Source organism: Enterococcus sp. DIV0802b (genome assembly GCF_050543535.1).
In the GTDB taxonomy this organism is placed as follows: Bacteria; Bacillota; Bacilli; order Lactobacillales; family Enterococcaceae; genus Enterococcus_D; species Enterococcus_D entomosocium.
The window spans coordinates 1031519-1045157 of sequence record NZ_CP172941.1 but is presented as its reverse complement, the minus strand read 5'-3'; the positions used below and the strand labels follow the sequence as shown (position 1 = coordinate 1045157).

Annotated in this window: 23 protein-coding genes and 1 tRNA gene; 8 read left to right on the top strand and 16 right to left on the bottom strand. The window is 37.3% G+C overall.

Annotation, left to right across the window (positions count from 1 at the left end; genetic code table 11):
- Window positions 1-9: 9 nt before the first annotated feature.
- Window positions 10-816, top strand: coding sequence for a DUF4393 domain-containing protein (locus tag IGJ12_RS04820; protein ID WP_430619409.1), 807 nt, complete (start codon window positions 10-12; stop codon window positions 814-816).
- Window positions 817-1208: 392 nt separating this feature from the next.
- On the opposite strand, the gene dcm is transcribed toward IGJ12_RS04820, so the two are convergent.
- From dcm to IGJ12_RS04750, 14 genes are all read right to left on the bottom strand, one after another.
- The gene (dcm, locus tag IGJ12_RS04815; RefSeq protein WP_430619408.1) at window positions 1209-2426 is read right to left on the bottom strand and encodes a DNA (cytosine-5-)-methyltransferase; all 1218 of its coding nucleotides are present in this window, start codon (window positions 2424-2426) and stop codon (window positions 1209-1211) included.
- Window positions 2427-2469: 43 nt separating this feature from the next.
- Window positions 2470-2646, bottom strand: a complete 177-nt coding sequence (locus IGJ12_RS04810; protein WP_430619407.1) for a hypothetical protein — start codon at window positions 2644-2646, stop codon at window positions 2470-2472.
- Between the two features lie 13 nt (window positions 2647-2659).
- On the bottom strand, window positions 2660-2836 hold the full coding sequence (locus IGJ12_RS04805; RefSeq protein ID WP_430619406.1) for a hypothetical protein: 177 nt from the start codon (window positions 2834-2836) through the stop codon (window positions 2660-2662).
- 40 nt (window positions 2837-2876) lie between these two features.
- Window positions 2877-3179, bottom strand: a complete 303-nt coding sequence (locus IGJ12_RS04800) for a MazG-like family protein (protein WP_269924012.1) — start codon at window positions 3177-3179, stop codon at window positions 2877-2879.
- Window positions 3180-3202: 23 nt separating this feature from the next.
- Window positions 3203-3583: a hypothetical protein gene (locus IGJ12_RS04795; protein ID WP_249665599.1), complete on the bottom strand. Its 381-nt coding sequence runs from the start codon at window positions 3581-3583 to the stop codon at window positions 3203-3205.
- Window positions 3543-3845: a hypothetical protein gene (locus tag IGJ12_RS04790; protein ID WP_196044482.1), complete on the bottom strand. Its 303-nt coding sequence runs from the start codon at window positions 3843-3845 to the stop codon at window positions 3543-3545. The genes IGJ12_RS04795 and IGJ12_RS04790 overlap by 41 nt, the downstream gene beginning before the upstream one ends.
- A 4-nt stretch (window positions 3846-3849) precedes the next feature.
- Window positions 3850-4350: a Holliday junction resolvase RecU gene (locus IGJ12_RS04785; RefSeq protein WP_430619405.1), complete on the bottom strand. Its 501-nt coding sequence runs from the start codon at window positions 4348-4350 to the stop codon at window positions 3850-3852.
- Window positions 4325-4732: a hypothetical protein gene (locus tag IGJ12_RS04780; RefSeq protein WP_375826518.1), complete on the bottom strand. Its 408-nt coding sequence runs from the start codon at window positions 4730-4732 to the stop codon at window positions 4325-4327. The genes IGJ12_RS04785 and IGJ12_RS04780 overlap by 26 nt, the downstream gene beginning before the upstream one ends.
- 14 nt (window positions 4733-4746) lie before the next feature.
- Window positions 4747-5571 (bottom strand): rolling circle replication-associated protein, encoded by an 825-nt coding sequence (locus tag IGJ12_RS04775; RefSeq protein ID WP_430619404.1) that lies wholly within the window; start codon window positions 5569-5571, stop codon window positions 4747-4749.
- Window positions 5572-5980: 409 nt separating this feature from the next.
- Window positions 5981-6274 (bottom strand): hypothetical protein, encoded by a 294-nt coding sequence (locus IGJ12_RS04770; RefSeq protein ID WP_041120554.1) that lies wholly within the window; start codon window positions 6272-6274, stop codon window positions 5981-5983.
- Window positions 6267-6521 (bottom strand): hypothetical protein, encoded by a 255-nt coding sequence (locus IGJ12_RS04765; RefSeq protein WP_041120557.1) that lies wholly within the window; start codon window positions 6519-6521, stop codon window positions 6267-6269. Before IGJ12_RS04765 ends, IGJ12_RS04770 begins: the two co-directional genes overlap by 8 nt.
- Window positions 6522-6525: 4 nt before the next feature.
- On the bottom strand, window positions 6526-6663 hold the full coding sequence (locus IGJ12_RS04760; RefSeq protein WP_179190645.1) for a hypothetical protein: 138 nt from the start codon (window positions 6661-6663) through the stop codon (window positions 6526-6528).
- A gap of 13 nt (window positions 6664-6676) precedes the next feature.
- On the bottom strand, window positions 6677-7003 hold the full coding sequence (locus tag IGJ12_RS04755; RefSeq protein ID WP_041120560.1) for a DUF771 domain-containing protein: 327 nt from the start codon (window positions 7001-7003) through the stop codon (window positions 6677-6679).
- A gap of 15 nt (window positions 7004-7018) precedes the next feature.
- Window positions 7019-7282 carry a helix-turn-helix transcriptional regulator gene (locus IGJ12_RS04750; protein WP_142964690.1) on the bottom strand — a complete coding sequence of 88 codons (264 nt, stop codon included), beginning with the start codon at window positions 7280-7282 and terminating at the stop codon, window positions 7019-7021.
- A 149-nt stretch (window positions 7283-7431) separates the two neighbouring features.
- Here IGJ12_RS04750 and IGJ12_RS04745 point away from each other — a divergent pair, with 149 nt between their 5' ends.
- The 4 genes from IGJ12_RS04745 (at window position 7432) to IGJ12_RS04730 (ending at window position 10401) form a co-directional block, all read left to right on the top strand.
- The gene (locus IGJ12_RS04745; RefSeq protein ID WP_144316751.1) at window positions 7432-7869 is read left to right on the top strand and encodes a helix-turn-helix domain-containing protein; all 438 of its coding nucleotides are present in this window, start codon (window positions 7432-7434) and stop codon (window positions 7867-7869) included.
- 8 nt (window positions 7870-7877) lie between these two features.
- Entirely contained in the window at window positions 7878-8354 is a 477-nt protein-coding gene (locus IGJ12_RS04740) for an ImmA/IrrE family metallo-endopeptidase (RefSeq protein ID WP_430619403.1), read from the top strand.
- Between the two features lie 93 nt (window positions 8355-8447).
- A complete protein-coding gene (locus IGJ12_RS04735) occupies window positions 8448-9158 on the top strand; it encodes an Ltp family lipoprotein (protein WP_430619402.1) in 711 nt (236 codons plus the stop codon).
- A 109-nt stretch (window positions 9159-9267) separates the two neighbouring features.
- Entirely contained in the window at window positions 9268-10401 is a 1134-nt protein-coding gene (locus IGJ12_RS04730) for a tyrosine-type recombinase/integrase (protein WP_428219188.1), read from the top strand.
- Between the two features lie 142 nt (window positions 10402-10543).
- Here the strand turns inward: IGJ12_RS04730 and IGJ12_RS04725 are convergent.
- A tRNA-Ser gene (locus tag IGJ12_RS04725) sits at window positions 10544-10631 on the bottom strand.
- Window positions 10632-10715: 84 nt separating this feature from the next.
- Window positions 10716-11282 carry a TetR/AcrR family transcriptional regulator gene (locus IGJ12_RS04720; RefSeq protein ID WP_086299272.1) on the bottom strand — a complete coding sequence of 189 codons (567 nt, stop codon included), beginning with the start codon at window positions 11280-11282 and terminating at the stop codon, window positions 10716-10718.
- Between the two features lie 277 nt (window positions 11283-11559).
- Here IGJ12_RS04720 and IGJ12_RS04715 point away from each other — a divergent pair, with 277 nt between their 5' ends.
- The 3 genes from IGJ12_RS04715 to IGJ12_RS04705 all read left to right on the top strand — a co-directional run bounded on the left by IGJ12_RS04715 (window position 11560) and on the right by IGJ12_RS04705 (window position 13573).
- Window positions 11560-12318 (top strand): threonine/serine exporter family protein, encoded by a 759-nt coding sequence (locus IGJ12_RS04715; protein ID WP_016619873.1) that lies wholly within the window; start codon window positions 11560-11562, stop codon window positions 12316-12318.
- Window positions 12315-12785, top strand: a complete 471-nt coding sequence (locus IGJ12_RS04710) for a threonine/serine exporter family protein (protein ID WP_194188553.1) — start codon at window positions 12315-12317, stop codon at window positions 12783-12785. The genes IGJ12_RS04715 and IGJ12_RS04710 overlap by 4 nt, the downstream gene beginning before the upstream one ends.
- 188 nt (window positions 12786-12973) lie before the next feature.
- On the top strand, window positions 12974-13573 hold the full coding sequence (locus tag IGJ12_RS04705; RefSeq protein WP_005229140.1) for a TVP38/TMEM64 family protein: 600 nt from the start codon (window positions 12974-12976) through the stop codon (window positions 13571-13573).
- Window positions 13574-13639 lie beyond the last annotated feature (66 nt).

Here is a 13639-nt window from a genome sequence, read left to right as displayed (position 1 = left end):
AGTGCTCAAATGTCAGAAGAAAAAAGCTCTCTAATTAATATTGAACTTATCCCAAAAGAGCTGATAACCAACGTCTTTGGTCCTGCTTCAAAATCTATAGGAGAAGGTTTAGGAGGCATTGCCAACTATGTGATGGGTCCTTTACGTAGACTCAATATCACAAGCGAAAAATCATATCAAGATTTTGTAAAAAAAATTAATACAAAAACCGATGAGATTCCACCAGAAAATCGAGATATATCGAAACTAGGACTATCCTTAAAAACTATGGAAGATTCTAGATATCAGCTTGAAGATGAAGAAATGCGTGAATATTTCGCAAATCTTTTAGCGGGATTAGTTGATAACAGGAAAAATCAAAAAGCATCTCCAAGATTCTCAACAATCCTATCTGAATTAACTACAAAAGACGCTAATCTATTATCCAAAATATACACATTAACGGCGGTACCTACAGCTAATATTAGAGTCCAACGACCTAATGGACAGGGGGTTGATACCATTAAAAACCTAATTTTATTGAGTGGATCGAAGTATATTAATTCTAATTCCTCCTTACAAACATTAGAATCATATGGATTAATTGAAGTAAGACCCCAACAAGCTTTAGCAGATAAAGCTGACCAAGCTTTGTACGATGCTTTTGAAAACTCCCATTTCTTAAAAAATAAGAAATTAGAGTGCATCAGTCGTTTCGAGAAAAATCCTTTTTTCATCGATAGAGAGTTAACAGTTGTTACTGTTCATGGATCATTGCGCATTTCAGATCTTGGCGAAGAATTTTGTTCAATGATTTTTCCTTCTCAACAAGAGTAGTTTTTTGTCTACTCTTGTTTCCATTTTCTCTAGTTCCTTCGCAATTTCACTGGTATACCAACGATAGAAAAAAATGTTGGTTAAACAAGTGATGATAAACGCCCCTATTAGATACATAAAGTTCCTCCATTCATTTATCGCTGACGATTGCGGAAATAATTGTGTTGCCACATCCTCTCTTTACCATAGTTAAATTTTTAATGGTCTACTTTTAACATTGAATGATATACTTAAAAAAAGGAGTGATTGAAATGTGGCTTTTCAGTTTAGTTTGGTACATTTTCATTGGTTTTTGTTTATATTGGGTCATTAGACTTGCTGTAAAACACGGTATTAATGATTCAAAAAATTAAATTCTAATTTTTTACTACTCTTCCCTTAGAGTAGTTTTTTTATTTCGTCGGATAGATGACTAATCTTCTAGCAATATCATGTATCACTGGCACAGTAACCGAGTTGCCTGCTTGCTTATATAGTTGGCTATCGGAGTTAACTTCTTTTGCACGATCGAATGCCCAATCTGGGAATCCTTGCAGCCGCCAACATTCTCTAGGTGTTAGTTTTCGAATCTGAAATTCTTCTGTAACTACAGCTTGCTCTTTTCCTGTTAGTAAAGTATTGGCAATCCCCTTACCAACTCGCCCCCGTCTTGTTTCAGAATTTGGATGGCTGATATTGATTGAATCTCCTGGCAGGGCTTGTGCGTAACCTTGTGCAGTTGCTTCTTTTATTAAAATTGCGGCATCATGGTTCTGCGACTTAAGTGTTCTGCTTAGTCCAGGCAGCACACCACGACTAAACTTTTCGGAATCATTCGTATAAAGACCTCCGACAATCATGACGCCATGACGATCCTGGGCAGTGAGAGTAAACATTTCTTCACCATCACTTTTGAAGCGTCTACCTTTTTGTCGTTTTTCCAATCTGTTTGGTGTCAAAACAGGTATGGCTATTTTTTCTTCATGCTGTTTACGTTCAGCAGCATACGTTCCTGTTCCTTGCGCTTCGATTCTCGTTGTGAGTGTATTGGCGTAAGCCTGTTGTCCTTGTAACTCAACAATCGTTCTGTCGATTCTTTCGAAAGGAAATACTTGCTCGGTACGTTCTCCTCTAAGATGTCCGATAATGAATACTCGCTCTCTGTTTTGTGGAACGTAGTCTTTAGAGTTATGCACTTCCCATTCCGCATCATACCCAAGTTCATCCAAGGCTCTGAGGATCGTCTCGAACGTAGCCCCTCCTTCGTGATTAAGCAGTCCTTTGACGTTCTCAAGGAATAAAAACCGTGGTCTGAGAATAGATGCGAACCTTGCAATCTCAAAGAAGAGAGTTCCTCTAGTATCCTCGAAACCTTGCCGCTTTCCAGCGATTGAGAAAGCCTGACACGGAAATCCTCCACAGATAATGTCGATATCTCCGATTCCTCGAATAAACTCATCTGAAATTGATGTGATGTCATGCATCTCCACCTCTCCTTCTGTATTATGAATAGCTTTATAACTTGCTCGAGCAAACTTATCTATTTCACAAAAGCCGACACATTCATGACCGGCTTGTTCCATTCCAAGACGGAAACCACCGATACCTGCGAACAGATCTAAAAATTTCATTTTCCGTCTCCTTTCTAGTTGGTTATTTTGGTGGATTGTGGAATCATTCTGTCTGATCTTTGACCCATGTTAAAAATTCAATGACAGCTGCAGCCCATTCTTTGTCAGACAGTGGAGCATCTATATAAAACATCATGTTACTAACAGCACTATAAACATCGCCTGTTTCCAAATAATCCTTTTTCCCTCTTTCTATTGCTATTTGTTGCTTCTGGTTCATATTCTTCCTCCAATCAATATTCGAAATCGCCTAAATCATAGCCTTGTAAAGCTTTGTATACTTGTTTTTGATGACCAGCTAATAAAAGCTCAACTGCTAGACTGCATCTTTCAATTTGAGTTTCCTGTTTCTCTACTAGCTTTTCCAGTTCTTCAATTCTTTTTTCTAGCTGGTTTTTCTCTTCAGTCATTTTAAGTCCTCCTAGTATGTTATTTCTTCCGATTCTGGAATTATTTCAGGTCACTGGATTTAACGAAAACACCATTGACCATCTTTCCAGTCCGTCCTTTGATTTCGTCATAAGCAAAATTCAGGCATTCGTACAAGTCCATATCATTTTGCATTGCCAAGATGATCAAGGTTACTACTACATCGCCAATACCATCTCTTAGTGCATCTTGATCGTTTCTTGCTAATGCAGCTGCAACTTCACCAGTTTCTTCGACAACTTTCAACATTTGTTTGCTAGAATCTGCTTTATCCAATCCTTTTTCTTTTGACCATTGTTCTACTAATTCAACTAACTCATTCATGAATTTCCCTCCAATTATTTTGATTAATCGTAATCAACCCCATCGTCAATGGTTCCACTCCAATCCTTATAGCGGTAAGTCCTTCCTTGTTTATCTTCATGACCATAACGTAATAAATCGCTCATCGTTCGATTTGCTTTTTTGCACTTCCGACATACGTCTTTCCGAGTACCTGTGAAAATCACTTCGCCTTTGTAAAGAACCTCTACAATTCGCAAATGGGATTGCTCCCCTCTCCAGAGTTCAACACGCAATGCTTCCAACTCTTCCTCGCTTATTGGATCAATCTCTCGATCATCAAGATTAGATAGATAAAGCAATCGTTGTAGTTTTAAAGCACGTTCTCTGTGACGCTTCTTTTTTTCATGTTCTTTCTGCTTCATCGCCTGTTGGTTCTGTTTCATGTTGATCACCTCCTGCATCTGCTGGCTTATACACATATTCATAAGGTTCCCACTGCTTATTTCCGAGAAGGCGATAGTACTTCCCTGCAAGTGTAATAATAAAATGATAGGTATCTGCCTTCTCCGGAACGTAACATCTTGCATAGTATTGACGGTAATTCTTGGGATTGTTAGAAAAATACTCAACCGTCCATCCTCGTACCTCGCAAAACATGGTGAATTCGACACGTGCTACTTTAAAACTGGTTATTCTTTCATCCATAGGATCACCAATTCGTTTTATTCAGAAAATCAATGTAGCCCGGCGTAGCAACCTGATAGTCTTCCAACTCTTCTTCAAGAATGTACTGACGGCCATATTTTGCTTTCATGTTCTGCCAATCACTCCATGGGATAAACCCGACGGTCTTTTTGATCATGCAACAAACACCTGCCATCGCTCCTAATTTTTGATGGAGATCCAACAAGGCCGCCTGATTTGGTGTGATCACTGATTTTTTTAATCGATCCGTTGTGGTCATCTTTGCTTCAAAAACAATGGCACGTCCATCCCAGAGAGTGCCTTTATAATCTGGTTGAGCTTTACCAATCGGATAAACGATCATGCTGCCATCGCCGATTATTTTCTTAACACGAAACGGTTCAGGCGTTTTTTCAATTAAAGCAATTTCTTTTGTTCTGTAGTACCAACAACCTTGATCAATCATTTTTTCAAAGATATCGCCCAAATCATTGTTTACTCTATTTTGGTAATTTCTTGAAGACATCGTTTCTACCTACTTTCTGCATTAGTTTAGTAATAAATCCTTCTTTGTCATTTTGACCAAATATATCTAGTGTTCTACGGTAAATGCGCTCATAGTGTGCTTTATCTTCAAAGCAAACGAATTGTGAATACCGATCACTCTTAACTATTCCTGTGTATACTGACTGATCATTTAACTTGTTTGATACAGCATCGCAAATTTGCTGATTTTGAAGAAATCGGATTTCCTTTACTTCTGATTTAATTTCCAATGTTTTAATACATGGAGAAAACTCCCCTTTGTTTTGATCATCAATGTTCAACATCAAAAAAACTTCCTGCATCGTGTCGATACAATCTGATTTATCAAAACAGGCGACCAGATACGTTTGTTTACTTTCCATTTCTACCTCTTTCTCTATCCATCATCATTTCTGAACAGTTCGATTTTGAAATACCATCCACGATCCTCATCGTAGATTTTCAATATATCTCCTAAAATCCGGTATTGAGGAAACCTCTTAAGAATTTCCTCTGCTCCATCATCGTTGGACATACCTAATTTATTTAGTTTTCTAAATGACCAATAATCATCATTGGTGGTTTCATGTGGTTCTTTCAGGTTTCGACTCTTGGACCATCGCTTTTGACCTTTCTTCCACTGGCGATTTTCCCATTTTTCTTGACCAGTTAAATAATTGACCAATCCTTGCATCCCATCTGAATCGTATTGAATGTTTTGCACTTGCCTTCTACCAAGAGTCTGCTTCTTCTTTCCTCGACCTTTAGACCAAACATTCTCAATTGCATCCCTTGATGGTCCATTGTTTAAAACGATATGGTGATGGATTCGAGTGATATAGCCTACTTCCTCATCGTATTGATAAGAGGTAAACCACATGTACTTGAGTTCGAATCCTTCTTTCTCATAGAGTCTTTTAAGTTTTTTCAAAGTGTTTTCTTGATCACGCTTGGCATCAGCAGGCTTTTCAGGGAGAAACAGATCGGAATAAGTGAACGTGGCATAGTAATCTTTCTCTCCAAAATTTGCATATAGAAACAATGCAGCCTTTCTTTTACTTTGGGCTTGATTCCATCTTGCTTGAGATAAGCCAGTTACTTTTTTCCTCCTACCTCTGGGTTCTCTGCATTTTCGTTCCTGCTCGATCGTCCTACTGTAAAGTCGAATTTCTTTATATGGTCCTGCTTCCACTCTGCGTTCTCTAACAAATGATTTCTTCATGACAAACACCCCAGAATTTTCTACGTCCGTTAAGTTAGTATCTAATACAAGGACGATAAAACGCCGAAATAGCAGCGTTTTTTGCAAAAATAGTCTGAGGATGGTATACTTATCTTGTCAGGGAATAAGTTATACCATTCTCAGAAGTCGCCAATTTTGGCGGCTTTTTTTATTGTTCTGAAAACTGGAAAAGAACCTTTTCTTCGGTTGGTTTTCCCAGATGAAAAATATGGTGATACAGAGTCCTTCCGCGCAACTGAAATGTTTCTACTCTACCTCGTTCAGTCTTCGCTTCAATACTGTATACATAATTCTCGCCACGTTTTCTCATACGAACCTGCATCACAATTGCAGGCATCTTTTCCAAATACTCGATCGCCTTCGATAACATCTACATCACCTACAGCTTTCACTCATCTTCGAACAAATTTATCTGTCCAGAATTATTGACATCAATTGGATAAACAACTGGTTCCAATTCTCGTTTCGGTAATCCATGATTTGATTCTGCATCGATGGTAATTCCTCGATGATCACTAGTGACTTTGATTCCAACCTTTATTGAGATCGTGCGTTTTGCTTCAATGTCCTTTTGAGTATCCTGTAAATCGGCAGTAATTGTTCGAACTTCTGCATCTAGCAAACTGTTGACTTTTGCCATCAACTTATCGGCTAACGTTAGGGCTAACTTGTCGTTATTCATATTGAATTCCTCCTTTACTTACTAAATCCGGTAGCAACTTAGGGATGGCAATTTGTAACTTTTGAAACTGATCATCTGAAACAATGAAATATAAAGCAATCGTTGGTGTCTCATCGCTATCAAATGAACGATCCTCTACTTCACATGTCGATTCAAACTTATTCCAGATAATCGACTTAATTTTTTGAGTGTATGGCTTAACATACATTCGATTAGTAGTGAAAATAATTTCTCTCTCTTTAAACATCTGGTTACCCTCCAATCATTAATAGGAAACAAATAGCTAACAAAATACCGTTTAACAATAAGCTGGCATAAGCAATCCCTTGTAATTGACGTGCTTTATACAATGGATTGTCATGGAGCGTAGCTAACCATTTCTTATTCACAAAATCCCTCCTTTCAATCTGACATGATATTTGCCCAGTTTTCTTGCAAATACTTCGCCATTTCTAAAGCATTGAATTTCCAAGGATTCCCTTTGCCTTTTGAGTAACGAACAAAACCACCGTTCCTGACATCTAGTATTTCTCTGTTTGGATAAAGGATTTTTTCCTTTATCCAATCTTCGTCAGTAGTTTGCAGTCGTTCCTTAAGATCATCCATTGTCCATGTTTGACCCATCAAATCTTTTTTCTTTAATGATTCATATTCTTCAATCTCCACAACTTTTAAATGTGAAGGTATTAAGATTTGAATCGGTGTATTGATTTCAATGGTTTGAGACATAGTGTTTCTCCCTCCCTAATTTCTTTGTTTGCTTTTGAAGGTCAAAATGATTGATTTCTTTTTATCTTGCTCATGTACGAAATTTTCGTATTCATTACCTAAAAAAATTTCATCATACTTGACACCGAAAGCATCAATATATTTCCTAAGCAAACTATCTTTTATTTTGGAAGAGTCTTTTTCCATATTTTGAATAGTTCTTGAAGTAACATCAAAAAGTTCTGCTAGCTCTTCCTGAGTCAAACTATGCATCACTCGCAACTCTTTTAGGGTCTTCATTCAACTTCCTCCTCATAGTTCTGTATTTGATGAGTCAAATATAATACGATTTTTTCGTATTGTCAACAAATAAATTCGTAATTTTCGTACTTATATATTTACTTTGATTCGATTTTTTCGTATAATATGAAATATAAAGAGGTGACAACATGGATGATAAACAAAGGAATATCATTATTGCAGCAAATATAAAAAGTTATATTAGAAAAAATAATATAACCCAAAAACAGTTAGCTAAAGAAATTGGGATTTCTCCATCAACTATGAGTGACTATATGAATTTGCGCTCTAATCCATCTCATGGAGTTATTCAAAAAATCGCTGATTATTTTGGGATTATGAAAAGTGATATTGACACTACTTACAAAGAAAGCAAGTCTTCAATAGATTCTATTTACAGCCAGTTGAATATGGATCGCCAAAAAAGAGTATATGATTTTGCTCAAAATGAACTCAAAGAACAGAAGAAAGAATTATTCACAATCGCAGCTCACTCTGACGATCCTAATAGGAAGTTATCTAAAAAAGAATTTGAAGATCTAAATCGATATTTAGATGAAGCAGATAAAAAATTTGATGATAAGTAGGGTTGCAGATGGATGATTTTGAAAATCTTTTAAACAAGGTTACGACTGAAATTCCAGTTATAGAATTACCTTTAGAACAGGACACTGGATATACAGGTCTTTATAGAAACAATCGGATTTACTTAGATAAAAATAAATCAAGTAGAAAAAAGAAGGTTGTTTTGGCTGAAGAATTTGGTCACCATAAAAGATCTATTGGAAATATTCTTAATTATAAAGATCCCGAGGCTTGGAAAGAAGAATGGAAAGCTAGAAGATATGGTATTGAAATTCTGATCACACTTGATGATCTCTTAGACTGTGCTTTGAATGGATGCAACAACATTTATGAATGCAGCGAACACCTGAACGTAACTCCCGAATTTTTTGAAGATACTCTCATTCACTATTTCAATAAATACGGTAAATATCATTATCATCGCAACTATAAATTTACATTCGACAATGAGTTTATATTCGTGGAACCTATTAAAATTTTTGGATAAACAAAAAATCTTTTGGAAGTTCCCGCTCCCAAAAGATCTACTCATTTCTGAGACTGTACAAATATATTATATCAAAGAAATGAGGAAAGAAAAATGGCAAAAAGAGTTAGAGGCGAAGATGGTAAAATGTACAAGGTTAAGAAACCATTTTACAAAAGGGTTTGGTTTTGGGTATTAGCTATTATCTTTATAGCAATAGTGGGTAACGGTTTATCTGGTGGTAATAATGATTCTGCTGCCGAAAAACCTTCAAACAGCTCTTCTGTCGCAGATAAGTCGACGGATTCATCAATTAAAGAAGAAAGTTCATCTACTGTTGTTGAAAAAGAGTCTAAGTCAGAAGATAATGTTTCTAGCGAATTTAAATCTGCACTGAATCAAGCGAAATCATATTCAGATACAATGCACATGTCCAAGCAAGGAATTTATGATCAGCTAGTGTCCGAGTATGGTGGTCAATTTCAACCTGATGCTGCCCAATATGCAATTGATAATATCCAAGCTGATTGGAATGCTAACGCATTGGAACAAGCTGAATCTTATTCTGATTCAATGCATATGTCTAAACAAGGAATTTATGATCAACTAATTTCTGAAAATGGCGGTCAGTTTACTGCTGAAGAGGCACAATACGCTATTGATAACATTAAAGCTGATTGGAATGCTAATGCATTGGAACAAGCGAAAAGTTATCAAGAAAGCATGTCAATGTCTCCTGAAGGTATTAGAGATCAATTAGTTTCTGAACACGGAGGTCAGTTTACACAAGAAGAAGCTGATTACGCTGTTAATAATTTAGATTAATAAGAAAAACACGTCCCTCTTCTTGGCGGTCGAGGACGTGCTGGACACAAATAAACGTAAGGCTTATTTAGTCATGCCTATTGTAGCAAAACTAAGGAGTTGAATCAATATGGCTAGTATTCAAAAGAAAGATAACGGATGGCAGTATCGTGTCTCTTATAAAGATACTGATGGTAAATATAAAACAAAAACAAAAGGAAAATTTGCAACAAAAAAAGAAGCGCATCTAGCTGCTGCTGCTATTGAAAAGAAACTAACTGAAGGATTTAGAATTTCTGATGCTGACCAGGAGTTTCCTGTTTATTTTCGAGAATGGTATGAAGTTTATAGAAAAGGAAAGTTTTCTAAAGCAAATGATGCCGATATAGAAAAGTCTATAAAATTTGCGGAAGCAAATTTCAAAGGAATAAAACTTAAAGATTTGAATAGGAAAATATACCAACAGAAGTTGAATGAATTCGCTAAAACGCGACGATCCTCCACTGTTTCAAAAATTCACATCTATATGAAAGCAGCGATCCAAGATGCACTGCAAGAAGGAATTATTTTCAAGGACCCTACTTATAAGGTTTCATCTCGTGGTGGTATTTCAGATAAATCAGATAGAGATAAATTCCTAAGCTACAATGAAACCAAAAAACTCACAAATTCTTTGATTGATGGTATCAAGCCAACCTACGTATCTAGATATATGATTCTTTTAGGTATTGCTACAGGAATGCGATATGCGGAGATTCTTGGATTGACTTGGAACTGTATAGATTTTGAAGATAAAACTGTTAGGGTTGAGAAGACATGGGACTATGTATACAAACAGGACTTTTCAAATACAAAAAATTACCAATCAATGCGCCTTATTACTATTGACGACTTCACGCTTGACCTTTTAAAACAATTAAAGAAACATCAACGTGAATATTATTTTGGTAGGATACTAAAGAATAAGAAAAACCTAGTTTTCCTAAATGACGATATGGAGTTGATATCAAACTCTGCAGTAAACAAAACGTTGAAGAAACATCAAAAGAAAATTGGAATAGATCAACCGATAAACTTTCATGGACTTCGACATACACATGCATCAATTCTTATCTATCAAGGTGTTAATCTAAAATACGTATCTAGACGTTTAGGACATAAAAAAATTGAAACGACGTTAGGTATTTATCAACATATTCTTGATGAGATGGAACAAAAAGAGTCTCAAATTGTTAGCACGACAATGGGTGAGCTATTTGCATGAATTCATAATCTCGTGCAAAATTGGTGCAAAATCATTCTATTTTCTCTAGTTTTCTTCCACTTTCTTATATTTAAAAAAACGCAAGAACCCTTGTTATATAAGCATTCCTTATATAGTCAAGGGTTCTTCTGGTTTCTTCATAAGGAGAGTACAGGATTTGAACCTGCGCGCCGGGATGAACCGGGTCGGCGGATTTCGAGTCCGCTGCATTACCACTCTGCCAACTCTCCATAACAGTTATTTTCGCTAGTTTTACAAAAAATGTCAAGAAAAATCTGCATCCAAAATGGAAATGGATACAGATTTTTTGTTCTTTAATCGAAAATATAGTTTTCTTTCTTTTCGATTACGCCTGCGATCGTCTCGTTGATGATTTTGATGATCTGATCATCGGTGGGTGTGATGATACCCGCCGACATTAAGGAAGCCAAACCAGTCACAACGATCCATGCGCCATTATGTAGTGCATTTATCGCATCTTCGGATAGATCTGCATATTTTTCTTCTGATTTGATCAAGGATTTGAAATAGGTGGATGAAAAATCATGCATCAATTTCCCACCGCCGTAGTCGTCGATAAAAAGGGCGATGTAGAGATTGTGCTGCTCTTGCGCGAAGCGTATATAATTCAGGCCTAAATCAACAAGTTTGTCTCCTGTTCGAACGACTGGAAAAACATTTTCCGATAAATCTTTGAAAACAGCCTCCACCAAGGTATTTTTTAAGTCCTGCATATTTTCGAACTCAAGATAAATTGGTTGAGTAGAAATTCCCATGTGCTTAGCGATATTCCGGGCCGTAAAGTTGCCAAAACCTTCTCTATTGATCAGTTCATAAGCGGCCTTCAAAATGTGTTCTCTTGTATAGACCTTCCTTCGCATCAATAAATCCCCCTTTTTATATTTATTTAATTGTAACCGAGATATTCATTTTTTAAAAATAAAACACTCCTTCCGTTATCTTATTTCTATTCACTTTGTTCACTAAAAACGAATGTTTAGTAATAGGAAATGTTCTGCTTTTTTCATTTATCACAAAAAATCCAACGGATGGCGTTCTAGTTATTTTTCAAATCTACTTTTCTTTCTTGTTGAAAACTCGCTGAAATTGTACACTAGGAGTGTAGCACGCAAATTCGATTGAAAAAGGGGTTTGGAAATGGCTGAATCAAAAGAGCTATTATTGGAGACCTGCTTATTAGCAGGGAAAATCATGATGGAAAACGGCTCGGAAGTGTATCGCGTGGAAGATACGATGAATCGAATTGCGGCAAACGCTGGAGAGCAAGGGAGTATTAGTTATGTAACAGCAACTGGACTTTTTATGGGCTTACGCAGTAGCCACTATGCACAAGTAGAAAATGTTCATGATCGAGTCATCAATCTCGAAAAAATTGTTGCCGTCAATGGGCTCTCTCGCGCCTATGCGGAAAAGAAACTTTCCTTAGCGGAACTGCATGAGGCATTAAAAAAGGTCAATCAGACAACACCAAGTTTTCCTTACTGGCTACAGGTTCTTAGTGCTGGCGTGGTCAGCAGTACCTTAATGATTATTTTTGGCGGTGCTTGGTTTGACTTTCTAGCGACCTTCGTCATTGGCTGCCTTGGCTTTTTGTGTGCGTATTGGGTCAAGAAACTGATCGACATTCGCTTTTTGGATATGTTTTGTGCCTCCTTACTGATCGGTACTTTGTCTGTCTTAGCGGTCTCTCTTCATATCGCACAAAACGTCGATAATTTGATTATCGGTGCCGTCATGCCCTTAGTCCCTGGTGTAGCAATCACCAATTCCTTTCGAGATATCTTGGCAGGCCATCTCATTAGTGGCACAGCTCGGGGAACAGAGGCCATCTTTACTGCTGCCGCGATCGGTGTCGGCATTGCCACGGTCTTCACCTTATTTGGAGGGATCTCATGACAATTTTTATTCACCTTTCCTTCAGCTTCTTAAGCACTGTAACCTTCGGCATCTTGACCAATATTCCTAAAAAAGCCTTAGTTGCCACAGGCATTGCTGGAACGGTTGGCTGGATGATCTATTGGTCATTGCAAACGATTGGCTACGGTCTAGGCAGTGCCAACTTCTTAGCCGCATTTGCCGTCGGTTGCGTCAGCATCTTTTTTTCCCGCAGAAAAAAAATGCCCATGATCATTTTTAACATTCCCAGCCTCGTTCCCCTCGTACCGGGTGGGCCTGCCTACAAAGCCGTTCGAGAATTCGCTTTGGGCGACAACTTTGTCGGTTTTGAAAATCTGATGATCGTTGTCATCACCGCTGGGGCGATTGCCGGCGGGTTCATGATGACGAGTGTGGTTGAAAAGATCGTCAATCGCTGGCAAGTGAAACGCACAAAAAAACGTCATCCAGATAAAAAAATCTCCTGAAACTATTGGCGCGCAGAAACTATAAATTTTTCTTATTTCAGACTTTAGTACAATGTTTTCTTTTCGGACTTCTTTTATAATAAGAGCATACCTTACAAAACTGTTTGACGTTTGTCATTTGTTTTACTGGATTTTTCTGGTCTCACCCCGTATAGTGAGATTATGAAACATAAAGGAGATGAAGTCCTGTGAGCATAGCAACTTCTCGTCGTATCATTAATACGATTTCTATTATTGGCTTAGGTTTATCGATCGCGTTAACCATCTATTTTATCAATCTAGGTGTTTTCAAAGACATTAATGCACTGCGAGGACTAGTTGGAAATTCCGTTATCTTAGGACCAATCGTCTTTATCCTATTGCAGATCTTGCAAGTAGTAATCCCGATTATTCCCGGTGGTGTCTCCAGCGCTGCAGGTGTCTTGATTTTCGGTCCTTATCTAGGATTCGTTTATAACTATGTAGGAATCAGTATTGGTTCTGTCATTATTTTCCTGCTTGGCCGACGATATGGTAAACCATTCATTTTAAGTATGATCAGTGACAAAACTTACGATAAATATATCGGCTGGTTAGACAACCAAAGCCGATTTGAAAAACTTTTCGCCCTTGCAATCTTTCTACCGGTTGCCCCAGATGATGCCCTTTGTCTAATGGCTGGCTTGACCAACATGACAGTGAAGAAATTTACGTTGATTATTTTGTTGGCAAAACCTGCTTCAATTTTCTTGTACAGTATGGCATTGATTTACGGTGGAACATTCTTAACTGGTTTGTTAGGCGGATAAGAATCATATGTAAGAAAAACGATCAATTCAGCGAGCCGAACGTAAAGAAGCTGCTTTTCAAACAGG

Bases quoted from the DNA above. Each gene is read 5' to 3' on its own strand.
- IGJ12_RS04810 (WP_430619407.1), bottom strand. From the start codon at position 2,646: ATGAACCAGAAGCAACAAATAGCAATAGAAAGAGGGAAAAAGGATTAT.
- IGJ12_RS04785 (WP_430619405.1), bottom strand. From the start codon at position 4,350: ATGTCTTCAAGAAATTACCAAAATAGAGTAAACAATGATTTGGGCGAT.
- IGJ12_RS04735 (WP_430619402.1), top strand. From the start codon at position 8,448: ATGGCAAAAAGAGTTAGAGGCGAAGATGGTAAAATGTACAAGGTTAAG.
- IGJ12_RS04720 (WP_086299272.1), bottom strand. From the start codon at position 11,282: ATGCGAAGGAAGGTCTATACAAGAGAACACATTTTGAAGGCCGCTTAT.
- IGJ12_RS04820 (WP_430619409.1), top strand. From the start codon at position 10: ATGTCAGAAGAAAAAAGCTCTCTAATTAATATTGAACTTATCCCAAAA.
- IGJ12_RS04795 (WP_249665599.1), bottom strand. From the start codon at position 3,583: ATGAAACAGAACCAACAGGCGATGAAGCAGAAAGAACATGAAAAAAAG.
- IGJ12_RS04780 (WP_375826518.1), bottom strand. From the start codon at position 4,732: ATGGAAAGTAAACAAACGTATCTGGTCGCCTGTTTTGATAAATCAGAT.
- IGJ12_RS04715 (WP_016619873.1), top strand. From the start codon at position 11,560: ATGGCTGAATCAAAAGAGCTATTATTGGAGACCTGCTTATTAGCAGGG.
- IGJ12_RS04730 (WP_428219188.1), top strand. From the start codon at position 9,268: ATGGCTAGTATTCAAAAGAAAGATAACGGATGGCAGTATCGTGTCTCT.
- IGJ12_RS04745 (WP_144316751.1), top strand. From the start codon at position 7,432: ATGGATGATAAACAAAGGAATATCATTATTGCAGCAAATATAAAAAGT.
- IGJ12_RS04750 (WP_142964690.1), bottom strand. From the start codon at position 7,282: ATGAAGACCCTAAAAGAGTTGCGAGTGATGCATAGTTTGACTCAGGAA.
- IGJ12_RS04770 (WP_041120554.1), bottom strand. From the start codon at position 6,274: ATGAATAACGACAAGTTAGCCCTAACGTTAGCCGATAAGTTGATGGCA.
- IGJ12_RS04800 (WP_269924012.1), bottom strand. From the start codon at position 3,179: ATGAATGAGTTAGTTGAATTAGTAGAACAATGGTCAAAAGAAAAAGGA.
- IGJ12_RS04790 (WP_196044482.1), bottom strand. From the start codon at position 3,845: ATGGATGAAAGAATAACCAGTTTTAAAGTAGCACGTGTCGAATTCACC.
- IGJ12_RS04775 (WP_430619404.1), bottom strand. From the start codon at position 5,571: ATGAAGAAATCATTTGTTAGAGAACGCAGAGTGGAAGCAGGACCATAT.
- IGJ12_RS04805 (WP_430619406.1), bottom strand. From the start codon at position 2,836: ATGACTGAAGAGAAAAACCAGCTAGAAAAAAGAATTGAAGAACTGGAA.
- IGJ12_RS04710 (WP_194188553.1), top strand. From the start codon at position 12,315: ATGACAATTTTTATTCACCTTTCCTTCAGCTTCTTAAGCACTGTAACC.
- IGJ12_RS04755 (WP_041120560.1), bottom strand. From the start codon at position 7,003: ATGTCTCAAACCATTGAAATCAATACACCGATTCAAATCTTAATACCT.
- dcm (WP_430619408.1), bottom strand. From the start codon at position 2,426: ATGAAATTTTTAGATCTGTTCGCAGGTATCGGTGGTTTCCGTCTTGGA.
- IGJ12_RS04740 (WP_430619403.1), top strand. From the start codon at position 7,878: ATGGATGATTTTGAAAATCTTTTAAACAAGGTTACGACTGAAATTCCA.
- IGJ12_RS04765 (WP_041120557.1), bottom strand. From the start codon at position 6,521: ATGTTTAAAGAGAGAGAAATTATTTTCACTACTAATCGAATGTATGTT.